Below are 21,552 nucleotides of genomic sequence, written 5' to 3'. Positions count from 1 at the left end.
TTTATGTACACAGATTAACTTAAAGTTGTGAAGAACCTGTTTGCTTTCACAGGAAATTCAAATTTTTTTTATTTTGTCAAAAAGACGGCCCGTTCATGAGCCGCCTTAGCATACGTTTCGCTATATTCTATCGCAGCAGCATACAAGCTCTCACTCTACCGCCGCCATTTCATAAATTTGTAATCCAGAACATCGACGAGCAGGAACAGCACAAACCCGACAAGGCTGAACAGCATAATGCCCGCATACATCTCCGGGTAGTCCAGGCGCAGCCAGGCATCCATAATGAAGAAGCCCATACCATGCTCTGTTCCATAAATCTCGGTGAAAAACAATACAGATATCGCAGTTCCAAGGGAAATCCGGATCGTGCTGAGAATGACCGACAATGCGCCGGGCAGGGTCACATTCCAGAACTTCTGCGCGGTGCTTGCACCGATGCTGGTCAGCACATCATAGGTGCTTTCGGGGATGGCCTTGATGCCGTCACGCACAGAGATAATAACCTGAAACAGCAGAATCAGCATAATCATCAGCACCTTGGAGGTTTCGCCAAGCCCAAAGAACAGCATGACCACCGGCAGCAGCGCAATCTTTGGAATCGGATAGGTCAAGTAAACCACCGGATCCAGCAGCCGGTTCCACAGCGGCGAGCGGCCCATTAAGAGGCCAATCAGCAGACCGATCAGCAGTGCCAGCAGCACCCCTTCAAAAATCCGCAGCAGACTGTAGCCGACATTCAGCGCCACATCCTTTGCCCCTAGATGGAACATCGCATTATAGACCGAGCCGGGGCTGGGAAGAATCGGATGATTCATCAGAAGATAAACAACATACCATACCGCATTCATGCACAAAAAGACAAACAACAGCCGCAGCAAGTGAGGAAGACGTCTTTTTTTCACCATTTCGTAAGCATTACCTTTCTGACTCGCTTGCTCTGCTCAAAGTAATCATCGCTGTCCCGCTTATCCTCATGTTTCATCGCAAAGACAGCAGTGTTATCGAGGATTTCCGGCGTATCCTGCTTGCTTGACGGCATGACGATGATCTTCTGTCCCAGCAAAATCGCTTCCTCCACATCATGGGTCACAAACAGCGTTGTAGCCGGATTAGCCAGCCAATTATCCAGAAAAATCTGCTGCAGCGCTTCGCGCGTAATGGCATCCAGTGCGGAGAACGGCTCGTCCAGCAGCAAAATCGTCGGCTGAATGGCAAACGCCCGGGCAATCGCCACCCGCTGCTGCTGTCCCCCGCTCAGCGAGAGGGGGTATCGGCCGGACAGCTCGGAAATTCCCATCGACTTCAGCCAATGGGTAATTTCCGCTTCCTGCGTTTCCTTGTGTCCTCCCGCAGGACGGGTGATCTTCATCGCAATCTGAATGTTGTCATGGACAGTTTTCCAGGGCAGTAGCCCATAATTTTGCGGGACCAGCCCAATCAGCGTTTCTTTGTCATGCACGGATTTCCCGTTGAACAGCAGCTCGCCCTCATAACCCGGCAGCAGTCCCGCCACCGCACGCAGCAGCGTGGATTTGCCGCTGCCGGAAGGCCCGATGATCGTATAGATGCCATGCTCCGGCAAGGTCAAATTGACTTGCCCCAGGGCCAGTTGTCCACTTTTATATTCCACTTGAAGCTCTTTGATGCGGAGTCCGCTATTCTTTAAACTGGACATCGGAGATCACATCTTCAGGCGCTATATTTTTGGTCAGCAGGCCTGTCTCCCGCGCCCAGGCAAACGCCGCTTCCACTTCCTTCACATCCACCTGATTAGCCGGCTGGTATTCCGGCACTTTAATCTGGTCCTTCAAGGTATCCGGGTAGCCGACCTCCTTGATAATCAGATCAATATACTCCGATTGGTCATGCGATTTCATGTAGGCTACGGCTTCATCATAGGCCGCATACATATCCCGGATGGCTTGTCCCTTGGCATCAATCGCGCTTTGCGGGAAGGCCAGCACAAACGGATTCACATTAGCGGTCTTAGTGGAGCTTAGCACGCGCAGACCCGCCGCTTTCCCCATAGTGACATAAGGCTCCGGCAAAATAGCCGCATCGGCTTTTTGGTTCTTCAGCAGCTCCAGGCGGGTTGGAATTTGCGGCACTTCGGTCACCGTAATATCTTTTTCCGTCAAGCCTGCCTGCTTCAGCATCGTCGCCACTGTATATTGTGTTGAAGTATTCTTGGACAGAATCACTGTCTTGCCCTTGAGGTCCTTCACGTCCTTAATCGCATCATTGCCGGTGAGCAGATCAAATTCACCGGTAGTGGTGCTGGCGATCTTTACATCAAGCCCCGCTTCATTATAGATCGAAATCGCCACCAGGTCGGCGCTAAGCCCATCCACTTTACCAGCCTGGAAAGCCACGTCACGGTCCTTGGCGCTCTTGAAGGTCTGAATCTCCAGATTCACGTTATGCTTTTTATCAAAGCCCTGCTCATGGGCAATAATGAATGGAATCGCATCAATTGATGGTAAAAGACCCAGCGATAATGTGGCCGTCTCTGCCGGCGTACCGCTTGCAGCCGGCGCCTCTCCAGCCGCGCTCCCCTTATTATCCGCTCCTGCATTATTCGTATTTGATGTGCCGCAGCCCACCGCCACTACACTGATCGCAGCGACCAGCATCAACAGCATCGTAAGGTGTTTCCAGTTTGTTCTCTTCATGTTTCTCCGGTAGCCTCCATCTTCTTTGTTCTGATTACTCATCGGCCTCCGGGGCAGCAGAAAGAAAAATCGGCTCATGCGAATTAATTCACATAAGGGAACGCAATTATGTATATTTCCTGCTTCCCGAAAGGCTCTAAGTAATGCAATTTTACACCCATTGTTCTATTTTGTATATTTTTAAATTGAAATAAGTAGCCGGCCTTAGCAGGGAAAAGGACCGCCGGACAGCAAAAAGCCTTCATCTCCCCCGCGTCCATCGCAGGTTAAAAGAAGGCTTCGTCTTATTTTCTCATCCTATAGTGCAGTACCTGTAACTGTGGTTCCGTTCTTCGTAATCTTATAGTTCACCACATCGCCGTTCCAGAAATGGAACTTCAGAATCACATCTCCGTTATTCACTTCATTGAAGAAGGCCGGCAGCAGACTGATCTCATTGGTGGTGTAGGAAGGCGTGAACGTATAGGCGAATTCCTTGTACGACGTCCAGTTTTGCGGACCGGCATTGCCGCCGGAGGCATATGTGGCCTCCATCGTAGCCAAGGTAGTTCCGTTAAAGGCTGTAGGAATTTTAAATGAGCTGGTCGTTCCCTGGGCATTGCTCAGTTTTGGCGTGTTCGAGAGGACAACATTAAAGCTCCAGTCTGCCCCTTTGTTGAACCGTGCGGTTAATACCGCATTTACCCCAAGCTTGCCGGAGGAGGACAGGCTGGTGAGTCTGGCTGCTTTGAAGGTCAATTGGTCACCGTTCAAAGTATAATCCGTTCCCTGTGCCAACTGCTGGCTGCCGTACAGGATCGAGGACAACGTATTGCCGTTCAGGTTAAGCTTCACCGTCACATCTTTGGCAGCAGCACCCTTTCTCAAATTAATGAGATCGCTTTCAGCAGTGGACGAACGGCCGGACCAACTGGCTTTCATCATATTATAGAGCTGGGGATCGGACCATTGATAGGTTGTACGGCCAAAATGCTGGCCATTATCCCACAGCATCGGTGTAATTTGCTTAGATTTCAGATAATAAGCCAAATATTCGAAGAACTTCAGTTTCTCGCCCTGCTCGATAACGCCGGTATTTTTGTCAAAGCCGAGCAGACCGTATTCGCCGACAATGACTGGAATTCCTTTGGCTGTAAAGGTATTGTACACATTGGTAAAAGTAGTGTTGATGTCATTCTGTGTATCGGTGTCGAACTTCGTATAACCCGCAATGTTAACGCTGAATGGCCAGAAGCCATAGTAATGCACGGTAGCAATCAGGTTTGCGTCATTCAGCTTGGTAATCGTGCTGTAAAGCGCATTCATTCGGGTCTGGGTTGGAGAAGCTTCGAGTGTCGAGAGCACCAGCGGACGTGTTGCATTATTCCCGCCTGATTTTCTGACAATGTTGTAGAAAGACACGTTCAGCTCGTCCAGCATCTGGATCGCCTTGTTCTCATCCGTAGTTCCGCCATCGGTAAAACGCGGCTCATTGACACTTTCGAACATCAGCTTACTCGAATACCCTTTGAACTTGTTCGCAACCTGTGTCCAAATCGCGTTATAGCGGGCCAGCACCTGGTCATGCTGCTGCTCCATCTTGCTGATCCACAGCCAGGAATCATGGTGGAGATTGATCATCACATACAGGTTCTCGCCAATCGCCCAGTCCACAACCTGCTGAACACGGGACAGATAGGCCGGATCAACAGTATAGCCTGGAGCCGCTCCGGTGTGAACATCCCAGGTCACGGGAATACGGATGCTTTTGTAACCTTGAGCCGCAATCTTCTTGATTAATTCCTGAGTAACTGCAGGGTTGCCCCATGACGTTTCATCGGCTCCCGTAGCATCAAGCGTATTGCCAAGATTCCAGCCCGGCTGCATGGCATCGACATAGGATTGCAGACCTGTAGCGGCGGCAGCCTGTGCTTGCGGTGCCTCTTCAGAGGATGCAGCAGAGACTGCAGGTGTAACTAAAGCAAGCAGTAAAACAGCGATGAATGCAAGTGACAGGAACGATTTCTGTTTTGGCATAAAAAAGTAATTCCTCCTTTTAGGTGTAAGGCTCCTTTTTAGAACAGATGCTGTGTTGTCCAGTGTGCACGTCATTCAGAAGGAAGGATGACTACTGCACAAAATCACCTCCGCACTTTTTTTGCAACCGCTTACGAAAATCAATATAGCATCTTTAGCGAATGGTAAATATCCCAATAATTAGTGCAAAAATCCATTCAAAATTATAGATTTTGACATTTCATCAATTCCACAAGCCTGCTAGTCCCGAATTATGATATAATTAGCGAATCTTACACAGGTGAGGGGACCGGGGGTAATGAGTGATCAGATTCTTCAGCAGATTCTTGGGGAACTAAAAAGTATGCGCTCCGATTTGAGCGAAGTGAAGGTTGACTTGAGCGGAGTGAAGGTCGACTTAAGCGAAGTAAGGGCTGACGTAAGCGGAGTGAAGTCCGAATTAAGCGAAGTGAAGACTGACTTAAGCGGGGTCAAAGCTGGTTTATCTGAAGTAAGAGCTGACTTAGGCGGGGTCAAAGCCGGTTTGTCTGAAGTAAGGACTGACCTAGGCGGGGTCAAAGCTGGCTTAGCCGAAGTAAGAGCTGACCTGGACGAAGTTAAAAATGACCTAACTGAAGTAAAAGCCGACATTATCAGCATTAAAGAAGACACCAAGCTCATCCCGCTGATCCAGCAGGCGGTGTCGGAAGTGAATGCCGAAGTGATCGCTAACCGGGACACCTTGCATAATATAGAAGAAACTCTAAGAAGTCATGACGTTACACTTGATATCTTATCAAGACGTTCCATAGATCAGGAAGCGGCTTTGAAACGAATTAAATAGATGTCCTCGACACAGAGACACACTTCTCTCCATTGAACACAAACCCTAATAAATATATAATTTCCGCAAGAAAATTTGTCTTTTTCCCGTGGACACATCTTCCAATTTCTTTTTTTTGTGTTATAATGAAAGCGTAACCAAAAAGAAATAAAAACTTTTGATTGCATCGTCCAAGGAGGATGAATGAAATGCTGGCAGGACTTAAGGAGCTTAAAAATTGGGTATCCGGAATGTGGCAGCCATGGATGACTTCGGAAGAAGAAGACTACTGGAAAATCGAATATTCTGTGGAGCGTCATTTGCATACACCGCCAACTCCTAACCCGCTTACCTACCAGGAAGAAGCACGCATCAAGAGTGTGAAATATCATTAACTAGATCTATTGCAGATACAAATTTACTCACAATCAACTTTTGACATAAGACCGCAAGAAGCCGGAAGCCATTCCGGTTTTTGCGGTCTTTTATTTTGGAGCAACGAGCTTGTACCAGTCATTTGCTTCTTTTAACACCTGATCTCCACCCGCAGCCATAAATTCCTTTACAAAGGTATCAAAATAATCTACCGGCTTGTCCCCGGTTATGATGGAAATATAGGCCTTGTTTTTGAGCTTTATCAGCTCTGCGCTGTTCCTTATTAATGAAGGTGTAGAAACCTCCAGCCTGTTGTATATCCCGTTTTTATCGAGTCCCAGGGTCGATGCCCATTGCTCCCTGCGGCCTAGTGGCTTGCGTGGAACGGTCATTCCGATTCTGGCGCCGATTTGGTTTTCATAATTCGTTATTTTATCAAATGGGGGCAGGATCACTATATCGTCAGTCGCCTTATCAGCCCATTCCCAATGCTTGCCTTCAACTCCGTACAACATTGACGTATACTCATCCTGGTTCGGACTTGCGCTGACATAGTCAAGAATCTGCAGGATTTTCTCCAGCTTCCCCGGCTCTTTTACGGCATTCGCACCAATTGCTGTAAAACTCATCAGCATATCATAAGCTTTAGACCCGCTTTTCCCCTGAGGTCCGGTTACAGGCTGTCCGAAAACAATCCTTGCCTGTTTGTTCTTGTTTACAAGCTCCATCGCATTGAATGTGGCTTCCACAGGGACTTCTTCACCTTTTAGATTCGGAACCTCGTAATCTCCGGCCTGAATCCAGTGATAGTAGTTGCCCATCGAGGTCATCCCTATTCTCCCGTTGATAAAAGCATGCGACAGATGCTTATAGCCCCCTTTATTCTCCCCTGTGATGAACTCGGGATCAATAATCCCATCCCTATACCACTTCTGCAGCAGCTTGAGGGCCCCCTTCATCTCAGGCTCCAAAGCACCAATAACCAGACGGTGATCCTTCTCTCCGAAGTATAGCTGGTCGGCAAAAACAATCTGTCCAAACGCTCCGAAAACAACATTCAGCCCTTCGCTGGAAAGCCCGTAGGTATCTTTCTTGCCGTTCCCATCCGGATCATTATTCGCAAAAGCGTACATTACCTTCTCGAACTCAGCTAAAGTCTTCGGAACCTCAAGGCCAAGCTTATTAAGCCAGTCCTGCCGGTATACCACAGGTACTCTATAAATGTTCGTCGGATTGACCACAGGAATCCCATAGAACTTCCCATCAATTTTCCCATAGTCCAAATATCCGGGCGCGTTCGCATTGATGGTCTTGATAATGTTCGGGGCGTACTTAAGCAGAACATCCTCCGGGATTTCGGCAAGCACACCCTGTGTCTGGTATTTCAGAAGATCCTGCGGCTGCCTGACCCGAAAGAGGTCGGGAATTTCACCCTGTGCAAGCCTCAGATCCAGAAGCGCTTCATATTTATTATTTTCGAGATTCCATACATCCAGGTTCACACCAAACTTATCTTCAACAGCTTTAAGCATTTCGGCATTCTCAGGAACAGGCTCATTCTGATGCATGGTCCAGGAAATGTTATAGCTTTTCTCTTCCGATGGAGCTGTAGCTGCTGAATTGTGCTTTGGAGCTTCACATGCGCTTAATAGCATCATCGCTGCTGTAAGCATGGAGAGTGACCGTAAACTATTTCTTCTCATTACATCGACCGCCCACTAGATATTGTTCAGCAAAGTTTATTCCGGGTTGCCATCCTTTTTACTGGGCCTGCTTCAGTACGTCCCGCATATAGGACTTAGGCGTACAGCCATTCATCTCTTTGAATTTCTTGATAAAATATGCCGCTGTGCCATATCCGACGGAACCAGCAATCTGTTCGATGGTCATGTTGCCTTTTGCCATTAGCTCCAGCGCTCTTTCCATTCTTTTCTGGGTTACATATTCGATGTAGTTCATTCCGGTTTCCTCTTTGAATATCTTGCTCAGATATTTCGGGCTGATAAAGACCTTGCCGGCAACCGTATCGAGCGAAAGCTCCTCTGAAAGATGCTTGCTGATGTACACCTTAACTGCTTCAATGCTATCAACATTTCTCTGATCACTCCGTTTCTCCATATCACCGATGAATTCCGTAACAGAATGAACCAGCCACTGCCTGTAGCTGCCCAGGTTATAAATGGAGGTGTACTGCTTATATAAATCCATTTTGACGTTATCCGCCGGGTTGTACCGCACACTTATCAGATAATCCGAGTACACGGATACTGTATTCAACAATATAAAATGGCAGTAATCTGCTGAATACCCACCATCCTGCATATTTTCAATCAGATGGTCTACGGCTGCGGCAACCCCCTCGGCATTTCTGGCCTGAAGCTTCTCTTTAAACTTCAAAAGAAGGGATTGTGGTATTTCATGTTTGCTATTCTCCCTGTTCAGCAGGTTGTGGTCCTTAATAATAGAAATTCCGGGCAGGAAATAACCGTATTTAATGAGCGTCTGCGCCGCTGCAAAGCTTGTGTGCACATTCATGAATTGCTGCACCCAATGGCCCCAGGCTATTTTGAATTCCAGATCAAAGCTAATCTTCACTTCTGAAAGGATAAAGCCGGAGAGCTTGTCTAGCAGCCCTTCCTCCGCATGGTTCGTACATACGATCACCGCTATTTTCTGATCTGGAAGCTCTTCAGCAATAACCTGGCTATCATGAAAATCTACGCTTTCCAATTGATTGATCAGGCGGTAGATCACATAGTGCATCGTTTTGGAATTCAGCGCTTTAAACTCACTGCTTACCGGATCAACCACCATACAGCAGAAATTCGCATATTCCATAGATATATTGACGGATTGCAATTGTTCGGCCAATTCTTCACGGCTGTAGCTGTTTCTCAGGATGTTAAGCACAACATTGTGCTTGATCACCGGGCTGTTGGCCTGCAAAGTTTCTTCAAGACTGCTTACCTTGCTGGTCAGCTTATGGATCGCTGAATCAATTAAAATATACTCATTCTGCCCGGGTGTAGAAGCATTGTCGAACAGCCCTTTGATTTTGCCCATTAAGCGCTTCAGAGGGTTATAACTTCTTATAGTGAAAATACCGGACAAAATAATGCCCACCACAATAGCCAGCAGACAAATTACCAATACCGCTTTCTGCAGCAGGATGGAATTCTTATAGTAGCTATTTGTAGGAGTTACATTATAGATCTTCCACTTATTTGAAGTGAACTGGTGATAGGATACGACGCTGGGAACTTTATCAACGGTGTCCGTGAAGCTATCAGCAACCGCGGCGGAGGATAGAATTTTGCTCATGTATGCGAGAAGTGAAGCGTTCCCGCCAAGCTTGCCTTTATCCGCGGCAGAAATAATATCCCCGTTTTCTCCAACAATAAAAGTGTTTGTATAGTCGGATGGCATAACGTTCTGGATGATTTGACTGACAGAAGTTTCCTTGATATCAATAGCAATCATCAGCTCAGAGTCTTTACCGGCAGAGTTCACAGGATAACTGTGGGCATATGAAATCAGAGGATTCATGCTGTTTTTGCCGGACACACCGGCATATATATCCCCGGGCACCATACGTGTTTCGGTCCATAAAAAGGTTTTGTCATTTCCCCGCATCCCGTCGATCCAGCCCATCTTCCTGAATGCGTCTTTCGTTGAATCATCATAAAATCTCAATCCATAGTCAGATGAAATCATGATTTGCTGCTTGGGATAATACAAATGGACCGCATAAATAAGATCCGAGTTGCTCGTCACCTTATCCTTCAGCAATTCCTGAATATCAATAACACTGCTGTAATTCCCCTTCAGGCTGTCTTTGGCTAATAACAAGGTGCTCCCCGACTCTCCCAGGGAAAGATCCAGATATATTTTCTTCACCCGCTGAAACACAGACGATTCCAGATAATTCGCTGCATTCTCAAGGATGATTTGGTTCTTGTTTCTAATTTCTTCATTGTAATTTCTCGGGAAATACATATAAAAAATCGAGCAGAGCAGAAGCACAATTACAAGCACTATCGTCAAATAGGAGACAGCCAGGTTGGTGAACACAGAATTCGAATTTTTTCTCATCAGCTTTCCTTCTCCGAACTCAAAATATATGAAGTATGCGGACTGCACAGTCCTTTATTAATTTTAAGTGAACTATGTTTACACAAAATTATGAATACGCGTTATTTGTGTAAAGGAGAACAAAATACGAATTTTATATTATACGGAAATTGTTATATTGAAGCCCAAACTGCCCGGATGCTACATTGATTTCGAATCAAAACAGAACCTACAGGAGTGGATACGAGTTGAAATTGAAATTGAGAAAAAGGCATCTTACCAGAGCTTTGAGTCTGTCATTGCTTCTAAGCTCGATGAGTGGAACGTATGCGGGTGCGTCGGGTGCGGCAGCAGCAGCAATCCCCTCAAATGTAGATCTGCCAGCGCCGCCAGCCTGGGGGTACTATGTAGACAACTACAAGAATAATACTTCCTCCAACAAAACGATTGCTTCAAATCCTGCCCTCGGCGTTCTTTCCGGATTCGAGCAGCTTTGGACTCCTGGCGCGACTTGGGACACAGGCGTGAAAGTGAACAGCAGTGTGCTGGATGCCAACATTCAAAAGGTGGTTGATAGGGCCGCCAGCCGGACCGCCAGCGAGGCAGATGCAGCCTATCTCGACGACCGGAGAAAACAGAGCTACAGTGTTATGGATGGCCTGGGTTCGCTTACCGATGTCTATCGGAATAGCGTGGGCGCAACAACAACAATCACCGATATTCCGGCCGATGCCACATCTGTTAAATATGAAGATAAGGGAGACGGTGGTGAATACGGTTCAGGCGATCCGAATTCCAGTCTCGGCAGCATGGTAAATTTGGTCAATACCTTCCGCAACAGCAGTGCTTCAACAAACCCGGCAAAAACCTACTTTAGTTATCCTCGCCCGTTCCGCTGGGAAAGTGACTCAGTTATTGTTCCGTCTCTTGTTCCTGCAAAAAGTAGTGATCCCAGCAAGGATGGCGGCTTTCCAAGCGGTCATACCAATGCTGCTTATCTCAGTGCTATTGCTATGGCATACGCTGTACCGGAGCGTTTTCAGGAGCTGCTTACGCGGGCTTCCGAGCTTGGTAACAACCGGATTGTTGCCGGCATGCACTCCCCGCTGGATGTAATGGGAGCGCGGGTTATGGCAACTGCCATATCGGCTGCCGCTTTGAATGAACCGAACAATACTGCCTTGAAGCAGGCTGCGTATAACGATGCCCATACTAAATTGTTGACGCAAACGGGTACAGCGGCAGACCGGTTCAGCAATTATTCCAAGAACAAGCAGGATTATACGGAGCGTTTGACGTATGGCTTCAGCCAGATTAATCCTACAACTAAACCTATGGTAGTTCCGAAGGGTGCAGAAGTCCTGCTGGAGACACGCCTGCCTTACCTTGACAGTACGCAGCGCCGCTGGGTATTAGCCACTACAGGTCTTCCATCGGGCTATCCGGTGCTCGACGATCCTGAGGGCTGGGGACGATTGAACCTCTTTGCCGCAGCGGATGGGTATGGCGCTTTTGCAAACGACGTTACAGTGACAATGGATACCTACAAAGGCGGCTTCAATGCTCTGGATCGCTGGCGGAACGACATTTCCGGCGCCGGTAAACTGACCAAGAAGGGAACGGGTACTCTAAAGCTGCAGGGCAGCAATACTTACTCCGGGGGCACACAACTGGACGCAGGCACACTTGAGGGGAATTCAGCAACAGCCTTCGGAAGCGGCGATGTAGTGGTCAACGGAGGGACCCTGATTCAAAATGTTCCCGGACAGATGAATATCGGCGGGAATTACAGCCAATCTGCAAACGGCACACTTGAGCTGGATCTTAGCAGCAAAAATGATCTGCTTCATGTCAGCGATGCAGTAAATCCTAACGGGAAATTACGTCTGAACTTCTTGAATAACTATGTGCCTGACGGCACCATCACGCTCATCACCCACGGCAAGGATCAACGGACCGGACAATTCACTTCTGTTGAAACGGTCGGGTTACCGAGCCAGTATAAGATGAAGGTTATCTACAATGTAGACAGCATCCAGCTGGCAGTAGACCCGGCAGCACCAAGCTGGCCGGCAAATGCCAAACTGACAGGCTCGAACATTAGCCAAACAGGACTTACCTTAAACTGGCCTGCTGCGGTAGATAACGAAGGGGTTGTCAGCTACAGCGTATACCAGAACAGCAAGCTGCTTAACACCGTAACAGGCACTACTTATTCCTACAATGTAACCGGATTGACCCAAGGCACTTCCTACTCTTTCTCTGTAGTAGCTTATGACCTTGCGGACAACTCAAGCAATCCATTAACGGTCACCCTGAGCACTGTTTCCGTTACTCCTGGAAATGGTTCAGGTTCGGGTGCAACTGCTGCACCTTCTCCGTCACCTTCGCCTACACCAAGTCCAACTTCCAGTCCAGGTGCAGACAATGGGCAGAAGCCAAGCCTAACGGTAACGGCAACTGCTGACGCCAGCGGAAAAGCCGAGGTTGTCATCAAGGATGCCCAGATCAACGATCTGCTGAGTAAGGTGAATTCGTCTGCAGCAGGGAAAATCGTAGCAGAGCTTAAAGTACAGACCGCAGATAAAACAACTACAGTGGGAGTAACGCTCACCAAAGATGCCATTAGCAAGCTGTACGAGAGCAAAGCTGCTGAGGTGCAGCTTGTGACCCCACTCGGAAGCATGACTATTAACAAAACCGTGTTGGATTCGCTTAAAAAGGCTGCGGGCGACAATGTCAGACTAGTGATCGCTCTAGCCGACACAAACGCGGTATCTTCCGAAGCAAAAACCCTGGTAGGCACAAGACCAGTGCTGGAATTTGCTATCGAGTCGGGAGCTTCAAGTCTGACTAGCTTTGGAGGCGGCAGTATCAAGCTCGCTATTCCATATGCACCGGCCCAAGGCGAGGACACAAACGCAATTGCTGCCTACTACATTGATAAGAACGGTAAGCCAAATGTAATCGCACAATCGGGTTATAGCCAGAATCAAGGAATGGTCACCCTGGTTACCAATCACCTTAGCAAATACGCTGTAGGCTATAACAAAATCAGCTTTAGCGACACCTCCAGCCACTGGGGCAGCAGCTATATCACATACCTGGCTGGACACAACATTATTTCCGGTAAAGGCGGCAACAAGTTCTCACCGGATGCGGGGGTAACCCGGGCAGAATTCGCAAAAATGCTGGCGGGATTGGCAAATGCGGATGTAACAGGGTATAAGACCTCAACGTTTGCGGACATCAAAGCCGGTGACTGGTACTTGCCTTATGTATCATGGGCAGCCGATAACAACATCGTTACCGGGGCAGGGAACAACAAGTTCAACCCGAATGCTCCTGTAAGCCGCGAGGAAATCAGCGTAATGATTGAGCGTTATGCCAAGCTTGCAGGTTACACGCTGCCAACAAATAGCAGTGCTGCAAACTTCACAGACAGCTCCAGCATTAGCCCTTGGGCTGCGGAAGCGGTAACCGCACTTCAAAAAGCAGGGATCATTTCCGGTAAAGGCGCTAACAAATTCGACCCTCAAGGCGGCGCAACAAGAGCAGAAGCCGCTAAAATTCTGACAGTGCTTTTGCAGGGATTAGCTCAGTAATTCAAGCAACAAAATTATTGCCAGAGAATCAGGTGGATGCATTTAACCTGATTCTCTGGCAAGTTTTATTTTCCCGTTTCATTGAGTTCATTGTTCTGAAGAACCTTACGCAAATACTCCAGCCGCTTTTACATTCACTGATCGAAAGTCTCGTCCATATGCCTACCTCTTAAGTTGGAGGTACCTACGAGTTTAAATCCGCCATCTGCCTTTTCATACGTATAATTTACATTCGGTTCATCCATATATATTACATTGGCTTGGTAGTGCTCAGATTTAAAGCTGTAGAGCCCTTCGATTTCTTTAATGTCTTCTTTTTTGTATGACCTTTCGGATGTCAGATATGTCAGTACCTCATTTGCAATTTCGTTCTTTTTTTGAGGTAATCCTGTGAGAAAGAAATAAATACCACCTACTATCACCATAAGCACTAATGAACCGATTATTAACCCTACACGCTTCTTCAAATGTTCCTCCCTCTTTTATATTAAAATAATTTCCATTTAATATTAATATTCCCACTATATCATGTCATTTTTACGGAGTGTGACCCAGAGGGCTGGCAACCGGATCAACTGCCGCAATTTCAATCCACGTACTCTATACGGAGTGCGACTACGTAAAGGAGCCACGGCATGAGCAAACTCGACGGATTTCAATCCACGCACTCACACGAAGTGCGACAATAGTAACAATGCTAATGGATGGTTACACATATCATTTCAATCCACGCACTCATACGGAGTGCGACAAAACAAGCAGGTTGAGGAAGGAGATAACCAATGACAATTTCAATCCACGCACTTCACACGGAGTGCGACATTGAGGAGTGGATCGCATGAAAGCAGCATGGGTATTTCAATCCACACACTCCACACGGAGTGCGACAGCGAAAATACATACCATTGATGCAGCACTTAGATGTATCCGATATATTTGTGAGAAACTAGTTGCATAATAAGTATAAATGGGAGGTTGATTTTTTTGGAATATGCTGAATTCCTCTTAAATCGACAAAATCCGAGGTGCGAAGGACCCGGGGATTTCCTGGGCGCTTGGCATCCGCACCATATCTTCCTTATTCTGGATTGTATCATATCACTCCTTTACGTACACTTCATTCTGATTATCATTTGAAATTAGCAACTAAAGAACCGATACTAATTTTACTACTCCAATTAATCATATACCTAGTAAGCGGGTGATAATTATGTTCTCAGATAACAATAAGATTGCCATCACGCTCAGCCCGTAGAAGTATTTCCCCTTGGAACTCCTGCGGGCCGGGCCTTTTCCCAAGGGAGCATGATGGTTATGAAGCCTTATCGAAAGAATCGAAATCAAGCCCAAATCAGAGCAAGCCAGAATTGATAATTGTGTGCAGCAAATTGAGGATTGGATGAATGACCTTCAACCTCCGTATAAAAGGCAGCTTCCGAAAAAAATGTCTCTTTCTTCGTCTTAATGGTATATAGTAGTTACATCCTATAATTACGAAGGAAGTTATTCGATATGCTTCACTCATTGAACCGGCGGCTGAACCGCATGATGCCCCTGATTACACCGCTCAGCATTCTCATCGGCGTAATCTGCGGCAGCCGCTTGTCTTCTTTTACCTACTTGTCGCCGTGGCTGTTTGCCTTTATGACCTTTGCCGGCAGCATCAGTCTGGGCTTCAGGGACCTATTGAACGTAATCAAAAAACCCGCTCCGCTATTTGTATGTCTATTCATTCTGCATGTGGCTATGCCCATAATTGCATTGGCATTCGGACATTTAACCTTTCCGGGGGACACGTATACGATTACCGGACTTGTTCTGGCTGCGGTTATCCCAACCGGGGTAAGCAGCTTTATCTGGGTCCATATCTATAAAGGCAATATCGCCTTGACTCTGTCGATTATCCTCATTGACACCATCGTGGCCCCTTTCGCCGTGCCCGGCATCCTCTCGCTGTTAATCGGAGCGAATGTGCAGTTGGACGTGACAGCCATGATGAGCAGCCTGTTCTGGATGATTGTCGTCCCTTCGCTGCTGGGCATGGTATTGAATGAATGGAGTAAAGGAGCCATTGTACCAGTCTGGAGTCCGAGAATGAACCCATTCTCCAAGCTGGCTATGGCAGCAGTGATCGCGATTAACGGTTCGGTTGTCGCCCCTTATCTGACAGATTTTAGCTGGCGGCTGGTCGGCCTGGCGGCTTTGATCGTTACGCTCGCCTCCACAGGTTATCTGCTGAGTTTCAGCCTCTCCAAGCTGATGGGCTGGAGCGAAGCGGATCAGACAGCGCTTATTTTCAACGGAGGCATGCGCAATATCAGTGCGGGAGCCGTTTTGGCGGTTACCTATTTTCCCGCTCCGGTCGCTGTTCCTGTTGTACTCGGCATGATATTTCAGCAAATGCTGGCTTCCCTGGTCGGCTTCCTGCTCGGTCGCCGTACCAGGCTAGAGCATTCCGACACTGTCTCCGCCGCCTGACTTGAATTTCCCTTCACAATAGTAGCGCTAATAGAGCAGGCCCATGTCAGTGACATGGGCCTTAAAATGCACAATTGGGAGGGGCTAAAGAAGGCTTAAATGCGTCACTCCGAAGCACAGCAGCTACACTATCAGGGTTCAGCACACATCCAGACCTTAATAAAAGTGATTTTAGCACTATTTGATCTGCATCTGGTATATTTACTACATGAATACAATCTTGTAAGGGAGAGAACGTCAATGAGTGCAGAATTTATTATTAACGGTATTGGGCAAGTATCCATTCGTGTGCATGACATGGAGATTGCCACACGATTCTACCAAGAAACTCTAGGTCTTAACATGCTGTTTCAGATTCCAAACATGACGTTTTTCGAATGCAACGGTATTCAAATTATGCTGAGCATTCCCGAAAATCCTAAGTTCGATCATCCCAGTTCTGTATTCTATTTCAAGGTTGACAACATTAACTCTGCGTACGAAGCATTAGTCAATCGTAATGTAGATTTCTTAGGCAAGCCACATAAAATTTCTGAGATGGGTCAAACCGAAACTTGGATGGCGTTCTTCCATGACCCAGACCAAAACGTACATGCCCTGATGAGCGAAGTAACTGTCAGCAAATAACTGGTTCCACTTTTCGAGCATTACTCCCAGCCACCCACCGTATTTGATACGGATGCATTAGCTGAAATTGACATTCACATTGACTTTATTAATGGAAGAGCCAAACGAATGTATGGAGTAGGAGGAACAAGTGAAATTTGCTACGAACAGCGGATTCCTGGCCTTCAAATTGAACACATTACTTTGAACGATTTTCCGATTCAGCTCGCCTCTATACAAGAGCCTTATGGCTTTGATGGGATGCTCGGCATTGATTTTATGCTGAGAACCGGATGCAAAGCGGATTTCGAAACATTGGAAATTAAAGTTACTAAATAAGCCAAGTGACAAGCCTTGGACGGCTATCGCTTGGCTTATATTTGCTTTAGTCGATCTGTCGTTGATTTCTAGTCACTGCGTTCAAGCTCCTGTAGCGATAATCTAAAGGTTGTCACAACCTGTATTTCGCCGAGTAGTCTCCCCCCCTTACAAACGGCCTTTTACGTTTAATTTTTGTATGACGTTAGAGATGTGGTTGCGGACAGTGTTTTCACTGATAATTAACAATCCGGTAATATCCTGTGTTGTTAAGTCATTTGTTATCTGAGTTACTTCCATCATTATATTTCTTCATCTGAATTATTCTTTTTAAAAGTAAACCATCACTAGGATATGCCTTTCCATCCTGAGTAAAGATCCTTGGGTACAGGTTAGTTACTATTGTTTTTAGATTCAAAATCATAAATACTAGGGGAAGAAAATAATTTTCCTCATTACCAATACCAAGCAATATGTAGACAATACTAATGACAAAAACTTGAAACATTACTCCTCCTAAAGCAAAAGCGGCAAAACGCAGCCTGCTGTTCTCAACACTGCTTCCTATAACAGTTAACCCGCCAAATCCATAGCAGAATATAAATGATGTTCCAAATATTTTTACACTTAAAAGTTGTTTCCGCCCTCCTATTTCTACGCTTTCTATGTCATACCCAACTAACTTTCCTGCCAAAAAATGTCCAAGCTCATGCAAGAACGTATCCAGATATTTGAACAAGGTGATCATAATTGAAATGAACAATCCCACCTTGATTGACGGTTCAATAATAGATAACAATATAAGTATTACAATAAAAAAGATTATATAAAAGGTGGTTCGGTTCAACATCAATGTCCTACCTTCATATAATTTTCTACCCAGCAGTTCCGAATGTCTCATTTATAACTATTTCGTATTCTTCCCACTTAAAATAAAAAGGCCCAATATTAATAGCTTTATTACCAGGTTCTAGCTTGAAATCTCTCCATATAATAAGATCCGCTTCTCTCTCAATAAATACTGATATAAAGCCACATTCTTCATCTCCACACCAAGGACAGACTAGGATTGGGTATCTGTAGTATAAATATTCGTGAGGCTGCTTCAATAAGAAATAATTAATTATCTGTCTTTGATGCTCTTCACTGCCCCAACCGAAGGACGGAACCATATCATGCTTTTTTAGCATTTGGTATAGTGACTTGCCATCAATGATCATATCAGCAAATTTAGTGTTTTTATTTCCTTCTTGTTCCGGATCACAGCTATCGTATCGGCTTGAAGGTTTAGTTTGTAATTGATTTATGGTTCTCATATTCCCTCCTCTAGTGGTTGACGTCTTCTTGATATTACTTAGAAATCGAATTCAATGTTTGACAGTACTAATATTTTTTTGAAGCAATTCAACATCTATATCTTTGGTCAATGGTCCATCTTTTGATGATCTAATAGAGGTGCGTGTATCCTCATCTTCTCGATATTTGTAAGAAAAGGTGATTTCATAGACAGGATAATCAAATAAAAAATGCTTACCCACAGCCTCACTTTTAGCTACAAATTCAGCCTGTGATAACTCCCTTTTTTCTACCCAATCAATAAAGACAGAATAAGTATAACTATCTCTTGAACGATCATTATGAACGTAGCGGATATTTTGGGTCCCAAACTTTTTAAAGTAGCTTTTTTCATCGAGTGGGAATAAATTAATAGAAGACACTGTAGCGCTAGGAATGATTTCCTGCACATTTTTAGTAAATTGCCTTTCAGCATCTGCTTTTATAGCCCAACTCAACAAGTCATCATCTCTTATGCCATCAAACATATTTAAATTCACATAGAATTTAATGTTCATTCCATTGTTGACGGTATAAACAGGAACACTATACCAACCGTCAAAGATAGTATTAAAAATACTTTGGCTTGGCCAACCGACTTTCATATTCATTTTATAATATTTATTATCTATATAATGTACGGCTTGTTGACGGGCTATCAAATAGAAAACTAAGTGAACAATTATTATTATTAATATAATTATCGAGAATAAGCTTATAGTTTTTGTTGTTCTTTTTTTCATATAGCTCCCTGCCATTTCATAATATTTGAACAAAAGCCGTTAGGTATCAGGTTGCTTCCTGATATATTTGCGTATTTTTACTCCTTCAGTATATCAACCATTCTAAATACTGGAAATCAAAAAATGGAACCTTTTTTTACAACAAAAAACCTCCCCTCACCCCTAGGGATGAAAGAAGGCTTAAACGCGTCCCGTTAATTCACTAACAAGGTCTGTATACTAACAACAAAAATGAACAATGAGACAACAATACTCATATACCAAAATCTCTTTTTACCTTTTTGAAGCTCTTCTAGACCCATCAACAACATAAGAACTCCTAAGAAGAACATCATATACGGCATAAACTCAAAGTTCTTAGTAATTAGAGCATAACTTGATGAAATAATTATAATTATTACTACAACAAATTTACTGATTTTAAGCAAATTAGCTCCCCCCCAGCAATATTGTTTTTACCCGGAAGCGCCTCCGCATCAAAAAATCGCACCACAACATCCTACTCGTATTTTTGAAGGGTACCACTCCAACAACACCATATTCCGTGACGATCTGGATTTGTACCCTAGTGTACTCCACTAATCATCCAGAATCCATTAACATAGGTTAATCCTGATCGGTATGGAGCAATCTGCTCATTGAAACGGATATGCTTCTTTGAAAGTGCTACCCCGCGGGCCCAAAGGCCTCATGGTTCGATGCTTGAATGCTGTGTTATTTGAAGTTACCGGTATACTTTGAATAATCTAACATTAAATATTTAGTGCCTTTAAATACCACCACATGACCTTATGATATCCGATCAACTTTGAACCGATTTCATTTACATCATCTATACTGTAATCATAAAAATATTCATTATCTTGCTGATAAAGCTGATATGTGCCATCATCGAGTATTTCATCTCTATATTTATACAAGGCTACTACATATCTTGGATTATTAACGTTTCCGTTAACATTTAGATCTTCTTTCGTAATGTTATCAATTTCTTGAATAGCATGAATTGCGTTCTTGCTCTGTACTAATACGGGTGGGTTAAACTCTTGCGGATAACAAGCAATTGTTATCCATATCGTTATTAAAATCGTTATTAAAATCTTTGAGATTTTAATCCATAGTACTTTCTTAGTAATAACTAAACAGAGTAAAATGACTAATGAATTCATAATTATTGTAATTGGAATTGATGCAATTCTTCCTAATCCTGTATAGGGAAAAAGGTAGATTAGTAACACTAACAACAATACAGTTGGTATCATCAACAAGATAAAATTGAGAATGTATGACCATATATTCTTCACAGACACCCTACTCTCGAGGTTTTTATTTTTCACCAGAATTTTCATGCAACATTGTTGTATTCACTAACCCGTAAGGTTGCAAGTCTGCCATTCCTCGTTCTAGTGTCTGATAGAACAAGGAGCGTTAGCGAAGTAGCATGAATCCGGTGTTTTGTGATTCCCTTGCCCTCTCGATTCAACTTTCAAGTAGAGGTATAGTTATGTCAATCAGTTCATTTTGGTTGTCCAAGTACTTTAGTGTTTGCTCAACCACTTCTCTATTCAGGGTCTTCATAATGATTAAATGCTTCATATGTATTCCATGCGGGTCCATAAATTCATTATTGAAGTGTTCAACTAGTTTTTCCGGAGTCGTTAAGTTACACCATCGCCTAGAACCATCACTAAAGCTTAGGGTCACTTCTACAAAACGATTGGATTCAATATCATCATCAAAATACCAATTCTGCATAATCAATACCGATTCATTACTCGTTGAAAAATAATCCTTTGAAATCCAGACTCTTCTTCCGTGATCTCCAACAATCCTGTATTTACACTCATCCGTATCCACTACTTCATAGTCTTTTCCGCGAGTTAATATATGCTCGTATACACCAATAGCAGTACACCTAATGATTTGATCAACCATGAGTTTACTTCCATCTCCTTGAATTACAGGCAAGATTTCTGTGGCCACTCGTTTATCTTTTGGATTTGACTGTTATTGTCTACATCCTTTGTTTCCAAACCGAATATTTGGGAGTTAATTCCTTGCATGAGTGGATTAAAAAATGAGATCACCTCTACTTCTTCACCACCTAGATTCAGTCCTTTTCCAATAATAAATCTCTCTTTCGTCTCACCTTCATACTTTTCCATTGTAATTTCTTCCTTGTCTGTTGTTTCATCAAAAATGAGATTTCCTTTTAAGTTTAAGTACAGCACATCTTTCTCGACTCTCCAATGAAATAAAGTTATATCCTCCATGAAGGGATTCATAAATAGATAGCAACCTTTTCCATCACTTTGAAAAATCAAACGAGTATCCTCAAAAGAGGTATAGTAAAATACTTCTGATGACCATACACCAACTAAATCTTCATTCTTTATAAATTCTTTTTGTATATTCATAGTTATTCGCTCTTTTCTATGTTTTTTGGGCTATTTCCTCTGAAGACCAAGGAGTGTCGATCCTTATATTCTCTTCAGTTTTATCTCTCCAATTTTCCTCCTCCAGTATAT

Annotated in this window: 20 protein-coding genes and 1 pseudogene; 6 read left to right on the top strand and 15 right to left on the bottom strand. The window is 44.5% G+C overall.

Going from position 1 to position 21,552, the window contains the following annotated elements; all coding sequences use genetic code 11:
* Positions 1 to 155: 155 nt before the first annotated feature.
* From AC0LWN_RS18960 to AC0LWN_RS18945, 4 genes are all read right to left on the bottom strand, one after another.
* A complete protein-coding gene (locus tag AC0LWN_RS18960) occupies positions 156 to 908 on the bottom strand; it encodes an ABC transporter permease (protein ID WP_458967924.1) in 753 nt (250 codons plus the stop codon).
* Positions 902 to 1,678 (bottom strand): ABC transporter ATP-binding protein, encoded by a 777-nt coding sequence (locus AC0LWN_RS18955; RefSeq protein WP_474668005.1) that lies wholly within the window; start codon positions 1,676 to 1,678, stop codon positions 902 to 904. The genes AC0LWN_RS18960 and AC0LWN_RS18955 overlap by 7 nt, the downstream gene beginning before the upstream one ends.
* Positions 1,659 to 2,675, bottom strand: coding sequence for an ABC transporter substrate-binding protein (locus AC0LWN_RS18950; protein ID WP_474668003.1), 1,017 nt, complete (start codon positions 2,673 to 2,675; stop codon positions 1,659 to 1,661). The genes AC0LWN_RS18955 and AC0LWN_RS18950 overlap by 20 nt, the downstream gene beginning before the upstream one ends.
* Positions 2,676 to 2,972: 297 nt before the next feature.
* Positions 2,973 to 4,691 carry a cellulase family glycosylhydrolase gene (locus AC0LWN_RS18945; protein ID WP_474668001.1) on the bottom strand — a complete coding sequence of 573 codons (1,719 nt, stop codon included), beginning with the start codon at positions 4,689 to 4,691 and terminating at the stop codon, positions 2,973 to 2,975.
* 298 nt (positions 4,692 to 4,989) lie between these two features.
* On the opposite strand from AC0LWN_RS18945, the gene AC0LWN_RS18940 reads away from it, so the two are divergent.
* Both AC0LWN_RS18940 and AC0LWN_RS18935 read left to right on the top strand, forming a co-directional pair.
* Positions 4,990 to 5,514, top strand: a complete 525-nt coding sequence (locus tag AC0LWN_RS18940) for a hypothetical protein (protein ID WP_474667999.1) — start codon at positions 4,990 to 4,992, stop codon at positions 5,512 to 5,514.
* 179 nt (positions 5,515 to 5,693) lie between these two features.
* On the top strand, positions 5,694 to 5,888 hold the full coding sequence (locus tag AC0LWN_RS18935; RefSeq protein WP_458967932.1) for a hypothetical protein: 195 nt from the start codon (positions 5,694 to 5,696) through the stop codon (positions 5,886 to 5,888).
* Positions 5,889 to 5,978: 90 nt separating this feature from the next.
* Here AC0LWN_RS18935 and AC0LWN_RS18930 read toward each other — a convergent pair whose 3' ends face one another.
* Both AC0LWN_RS18930 and AC0LWN_RS18925 read right to left on the bottom strand, forming a co-directional pair.
* A complete protein-coding gene (locus tag AC0LWN_RS18930; RefSeq protein ID WP_474667997.1) occupies positions 5,979 to 7,571 on the bottom strand; it encodes an extracellular solute-binding protein in 1,593 nt (530 codons plus the stop codon).
* 58 nt (positions 7,572 to 7,629) lie between these two features.
* A complete protein-coding gene (locus AC0LWN_RS18925; RefSeq protein WP_474667995.1) occupies positions 7,630 to 9,960 on the bottom strand; it encodes an AraC family transcriptional regulator in 2,331 nt (776 codons plus the stop codon).
* Positions 9,961 to 10,193: 233 nt separating this feature from the next.
* Between AC0LWN_RS18925 and AC0LWN_RS18920 the strand changes: the two genes are divergently transcribed.
* A complete protein-coding gene (locus AC0LWN_RS18920) occupies positions 10,194 to 13,544 on the top strand; it encodes an S-layer homology domain-containing protein (RefSeq protein WP_474668245.1) in 3,351 nt (1,116 codons plus the stop codon).
* A 134-nt stretch (positions 13,545 to 13,678) separates the two neighbouring features.
* Here the strand turns inward: AC0LWN_RS18920 and AC0LWN_RS18915 are convergent, their stop codons facing one another.
* Entirely contained in the window at positions 13,679 to 14,011 is a 333-nt protein-coding gene (locus tag AC0LWN_RS18915) for a DUF3139 domain-containing protein (RefSeq protein ID WP_474667993.1), read from the bottom strand.
* A gap of 1,045 nt (positions 14,012 to 15,056) precedes the next feature.
* Here AC0LWN_RS18915 and AC0LWN_RS18910 point away from each other — a divergent pair.
* The 3 genes from AC0LWN_RS18910 (at position 15,057) to AC0LWN_RS18900 (ending at position 16,967) form a co-directional block, all read left to right on the top strand.
* Positions 15,057 to 16,022, top strand: coding sequence for a bile acid:sodium symporter family protein (locus AC0LWN_RS18910; RefSeq protein WP_474667991.1), 966 nt, complete (start codon positions 15,057 to 15,059; stop codon positions 16,020 to 16,022).
* Between the two features lie 240 nt (positions 16,023 to 16,262).
* On the top strand, positions 16,263 to 16,649 hold the full coding sequence (locus tag AC0LWN_RS18905; protein ID WP_474667989.1) for a VOC family protein: 387 nt from the start codon (positions 16,263 to 16,265) through the stop codon (positions 16,647 to 16,649).
* 108 nt (positions 16,650 to 16,757) lie between these two features.
* Positions 16,758 to 16,967, top strand: coding sequence for a hypothetical protein (locus AC0LWN_RS18900; RefSeq protein WP_474667987.1), 210 nt, complete (start codon positions 16,758 to 16,760; stop codon positions 16,965 to 16,967).
* Positions 16,968 to 17,114: 147 nt separating this feature from the next.
* On the opposite strand, the pseudogene AC0LWN_RS18895 reads toward AC0LWN_RS18900, so the two are convergent.
* The 8 genes and pseudogenes from AC0LWN_RS18895 to AC0LWN_RS18860 form a co-directional block, all read right to left on the bottom strand.
* Positions 17,115 to 17,231 (bottom strand): annotated as a pseudogene (locus tag AC0LWN_RS18895) (LuxR C-terminal-related transcriptional regulator); the annotation flags it as partial.
* The gene (locus tag AC0LWN_RS18890; protein ID WP_474668243.1) at positions 17,221 to 17,694 is read right to left on the bottom strand and encodes a M50 family metallopeptidase; all 474 of its coding nucleotides are present in this window, start codon (positions 17,692 to 17,694) and stop codon (positions 17,221 to 17,223) included. The gene AC0LWN_RS18890 and the pseudogene AC0LWN_RS18895, both read right to left, overlap by 11 nt.
* Before the next feature lie 127 nt (positions 17,695 to 17,821).
* On the bottom strand, positions 17,822 to 18,262 hold the full coding sequence (locus tag AC0LWN_RS18885; protein WP_474667985.1) for an oxidoreductase: 441 nt from the start codon (positions 18,260 to 18,262) through the stop codon (positions 17,822 to 17,824).
* 51 nt (positions 18,263 to 18,313) lie between these two features.
* Positions 18,314 to 19,024 carry a hypothetical protein gene (locus AC0LWN_RS18880; protein ID WP_474667983.1) on the bottom strand — a complete coding sequence of 237 codons (711 nt, stop codon included), beginning with the start codon at positions 19,022 to 19,024 and terminating at the stop codon, positions 18,314 to 18,316.
* 194 nt (positions 19,025 to 19,218) lie between these two features.
* On the bottom strand, positions 19,219 to 19,356 hold the full coding sequence (locus AC0LWN_RS18875) for a DUF3953 domain-containing protein (protein WP_474668241.1): 138 nt from the start codon (positions 19,354 to 19,356) through the stop codon (positions 19,219 to 19,221).
* Between the two features lie 420 nt (positions 19,357 to 19,776).
* Positions 19,777 to 20,328 (bottom strand): hypothetical protein, encoded by a 552-nt coding sequence (locus tag AC0LWN_RS18870; protein WP_474667981.1) that lies wholly within the window; start codon positions 20,326 to 20,328, stop codon positions 19,777 to 19,779.
* Between the two features lie 175 nt (positions 20,329 to 20,503).
* The gene (locus AC0LWN_RS18865; RefSeq protein WP_474667979.1) at positions 20,504 to 20,959 is read right to left on the bottom strand and encodes a hypothetical protein; all 456 of its coding nucleotides are present in this window, start codon (positions 20,957 to 20,959) and stop codon (positions 20,504 to 20,506) included.
* Positions 20,960 to 20,982: 23 nt separating this feature from the next.
* Positions 20,983 to 21,441: a hypothetical protein gene (locus AC0LWN_RS18860; protein ID WP_474667977.1), complete on the bottom strand. Its 459-nt coding sequence runs from the start codon at positions 21,439 to 21,441 to the stop codon at positions 20,983 to 20,985.
* Between the last annotated feature and the right edge of the window lie 111 nt (positions 21,442 to 21,552).

The sequence above is a fragment of the Paenibacillus sp. sgz302115 genome (assembly GCF_056120445.1).
The sequence above is the reverse complement of the archived record's forward strand: the minus strand, read 5'-3'. Positions and strand labels throughout refer to the sequence as shown.

Excerpts from the sequence above, each read along its gene's own strand:
- AC0LWN_RS18960 (WP_458967924.1), bottom strand. The coding sequence starts at position 908 with ATGGTGAAAAAAAGACGTCTTCCTCACTTGCTGCGGCTGTTGTTTGTC.
- AC0LWN_RS18955 (WP_474668005.1), bottom strand. The coding sequence starts at position 1,678 with ATGTCCAGTTTAAAGAATAGCGGACTCCGCATCAAAGAGCTTCAAGTG.
- AC0LWN_RS18950 (WP_474668003.1), bottom strand. The coding sequence starts at position 2,675 with ATGAAGAGAACAAACTGGAAACACCTTACGATGCTGTTGATGCTGGTC.
- AC0LWN_RS18945 (WP_474668001.1), bottom strand. The coding sequence starts at position 4,691 with ATGCCAAAACAGAAATCGTTCCTGTCACTTGCATTCATCGCTGTTTTA.
- AC0LWN_RS18940 (WP_474667999.1), top strand. The coding sequence starts at position 4,990 with ATGAGTGATCAGATTCTTCAGCAGATTCTTGGGGAACTAAAAAGTATG.
- AC0LWN_RS18935 (WP_458967932.1), top strand. The coding sequence starts at position 5,694 with ATGAATGAAATGCTGGCAGGACTTAAGGAGCTTAAAAATTGGGTATCC.
- AC0LWN_RS18930 (WP_474667997.1), bottom strand. The coding sequence starts at position 7,571 with ATGAGAAGAAATAGTTTACGGTCACTCTCCATGCTTACAGCAGCGATG.
- AC0LWN_RS18925 (WP_474667995.1), bottom strand. The coding sequence starts at position 9,960 with ATGAGAAAAAATTCGAATTCTGTGTTCACCAACCTGGCTGTCTCCTAT.
- AC0LWN_RS18910 (WP_474667991.1), top strand. The coding sequence starts at position 15,057 with ATGCTTCACTCATTGAACCGGCGGCTGAACCGCATGATGCCCCTGATT.
- AC0LWN_RS18905 (WP_474667989.1), top strand. The coding sequence starts at position 16,263 with ATGAGTGCAGAATTTATTATTAACGGTATTGGGCAAGTATCCATTCGT.
- AC0LWN_RS18900 (WP_474667987.1), top strand. The coding sequence starts at position 16,758 with ATGTATGGAGTAGGAGGAACAAGTGAAATTTGCTACGAACAGCGGATT.
- AC0LWN_RS18890 (WP_474668243.1), bottom strand. The coding sequence starts at position 17,694 with ATGATCACCTTGTTCAAATATCTGGATACGTTCTTGCATGAGCTTGGA.
- AC0LWN_RS18885 (WP_474667985.1), bottom strand. The coding sequence starts at position 18,262 with ATGAGAACCATAAATCAATTACAAACTAAACCTTCAAGCCGATACGAT.
- AC0LWN_RS18880 (WP_474667983.1), bottom strand. The coding sequence starts at position 19,024 with ATGAAAAAAAGAACAACAAAAACTATAAGCTTATTCTCGATAATTATA.
- AC0LWN_RS18875 (WP_474668241.1), bottom strand. The coding sequence starts at position 19,356 with ATGTTCTTCTTAGGAGTTCTTATGTTGTTGATGGGTCTAGAAGAGCTT.
- AC0LWN_RS18865 (WP_474667979.1), bottom strand. The coding sequence starts at position 20,959 with ATGGTTGATCAAATCATTAGGTGTACTGCTATTGGTGTATACGAGCAT.
- AC0LWN_RS18860 (WP_474667977.1), bottom strand. The coding sequence starts at position 21,441 with ATGAATATACAAAAAGAATTTATAAAGAATGAAGATTTAGTTGGTGTA.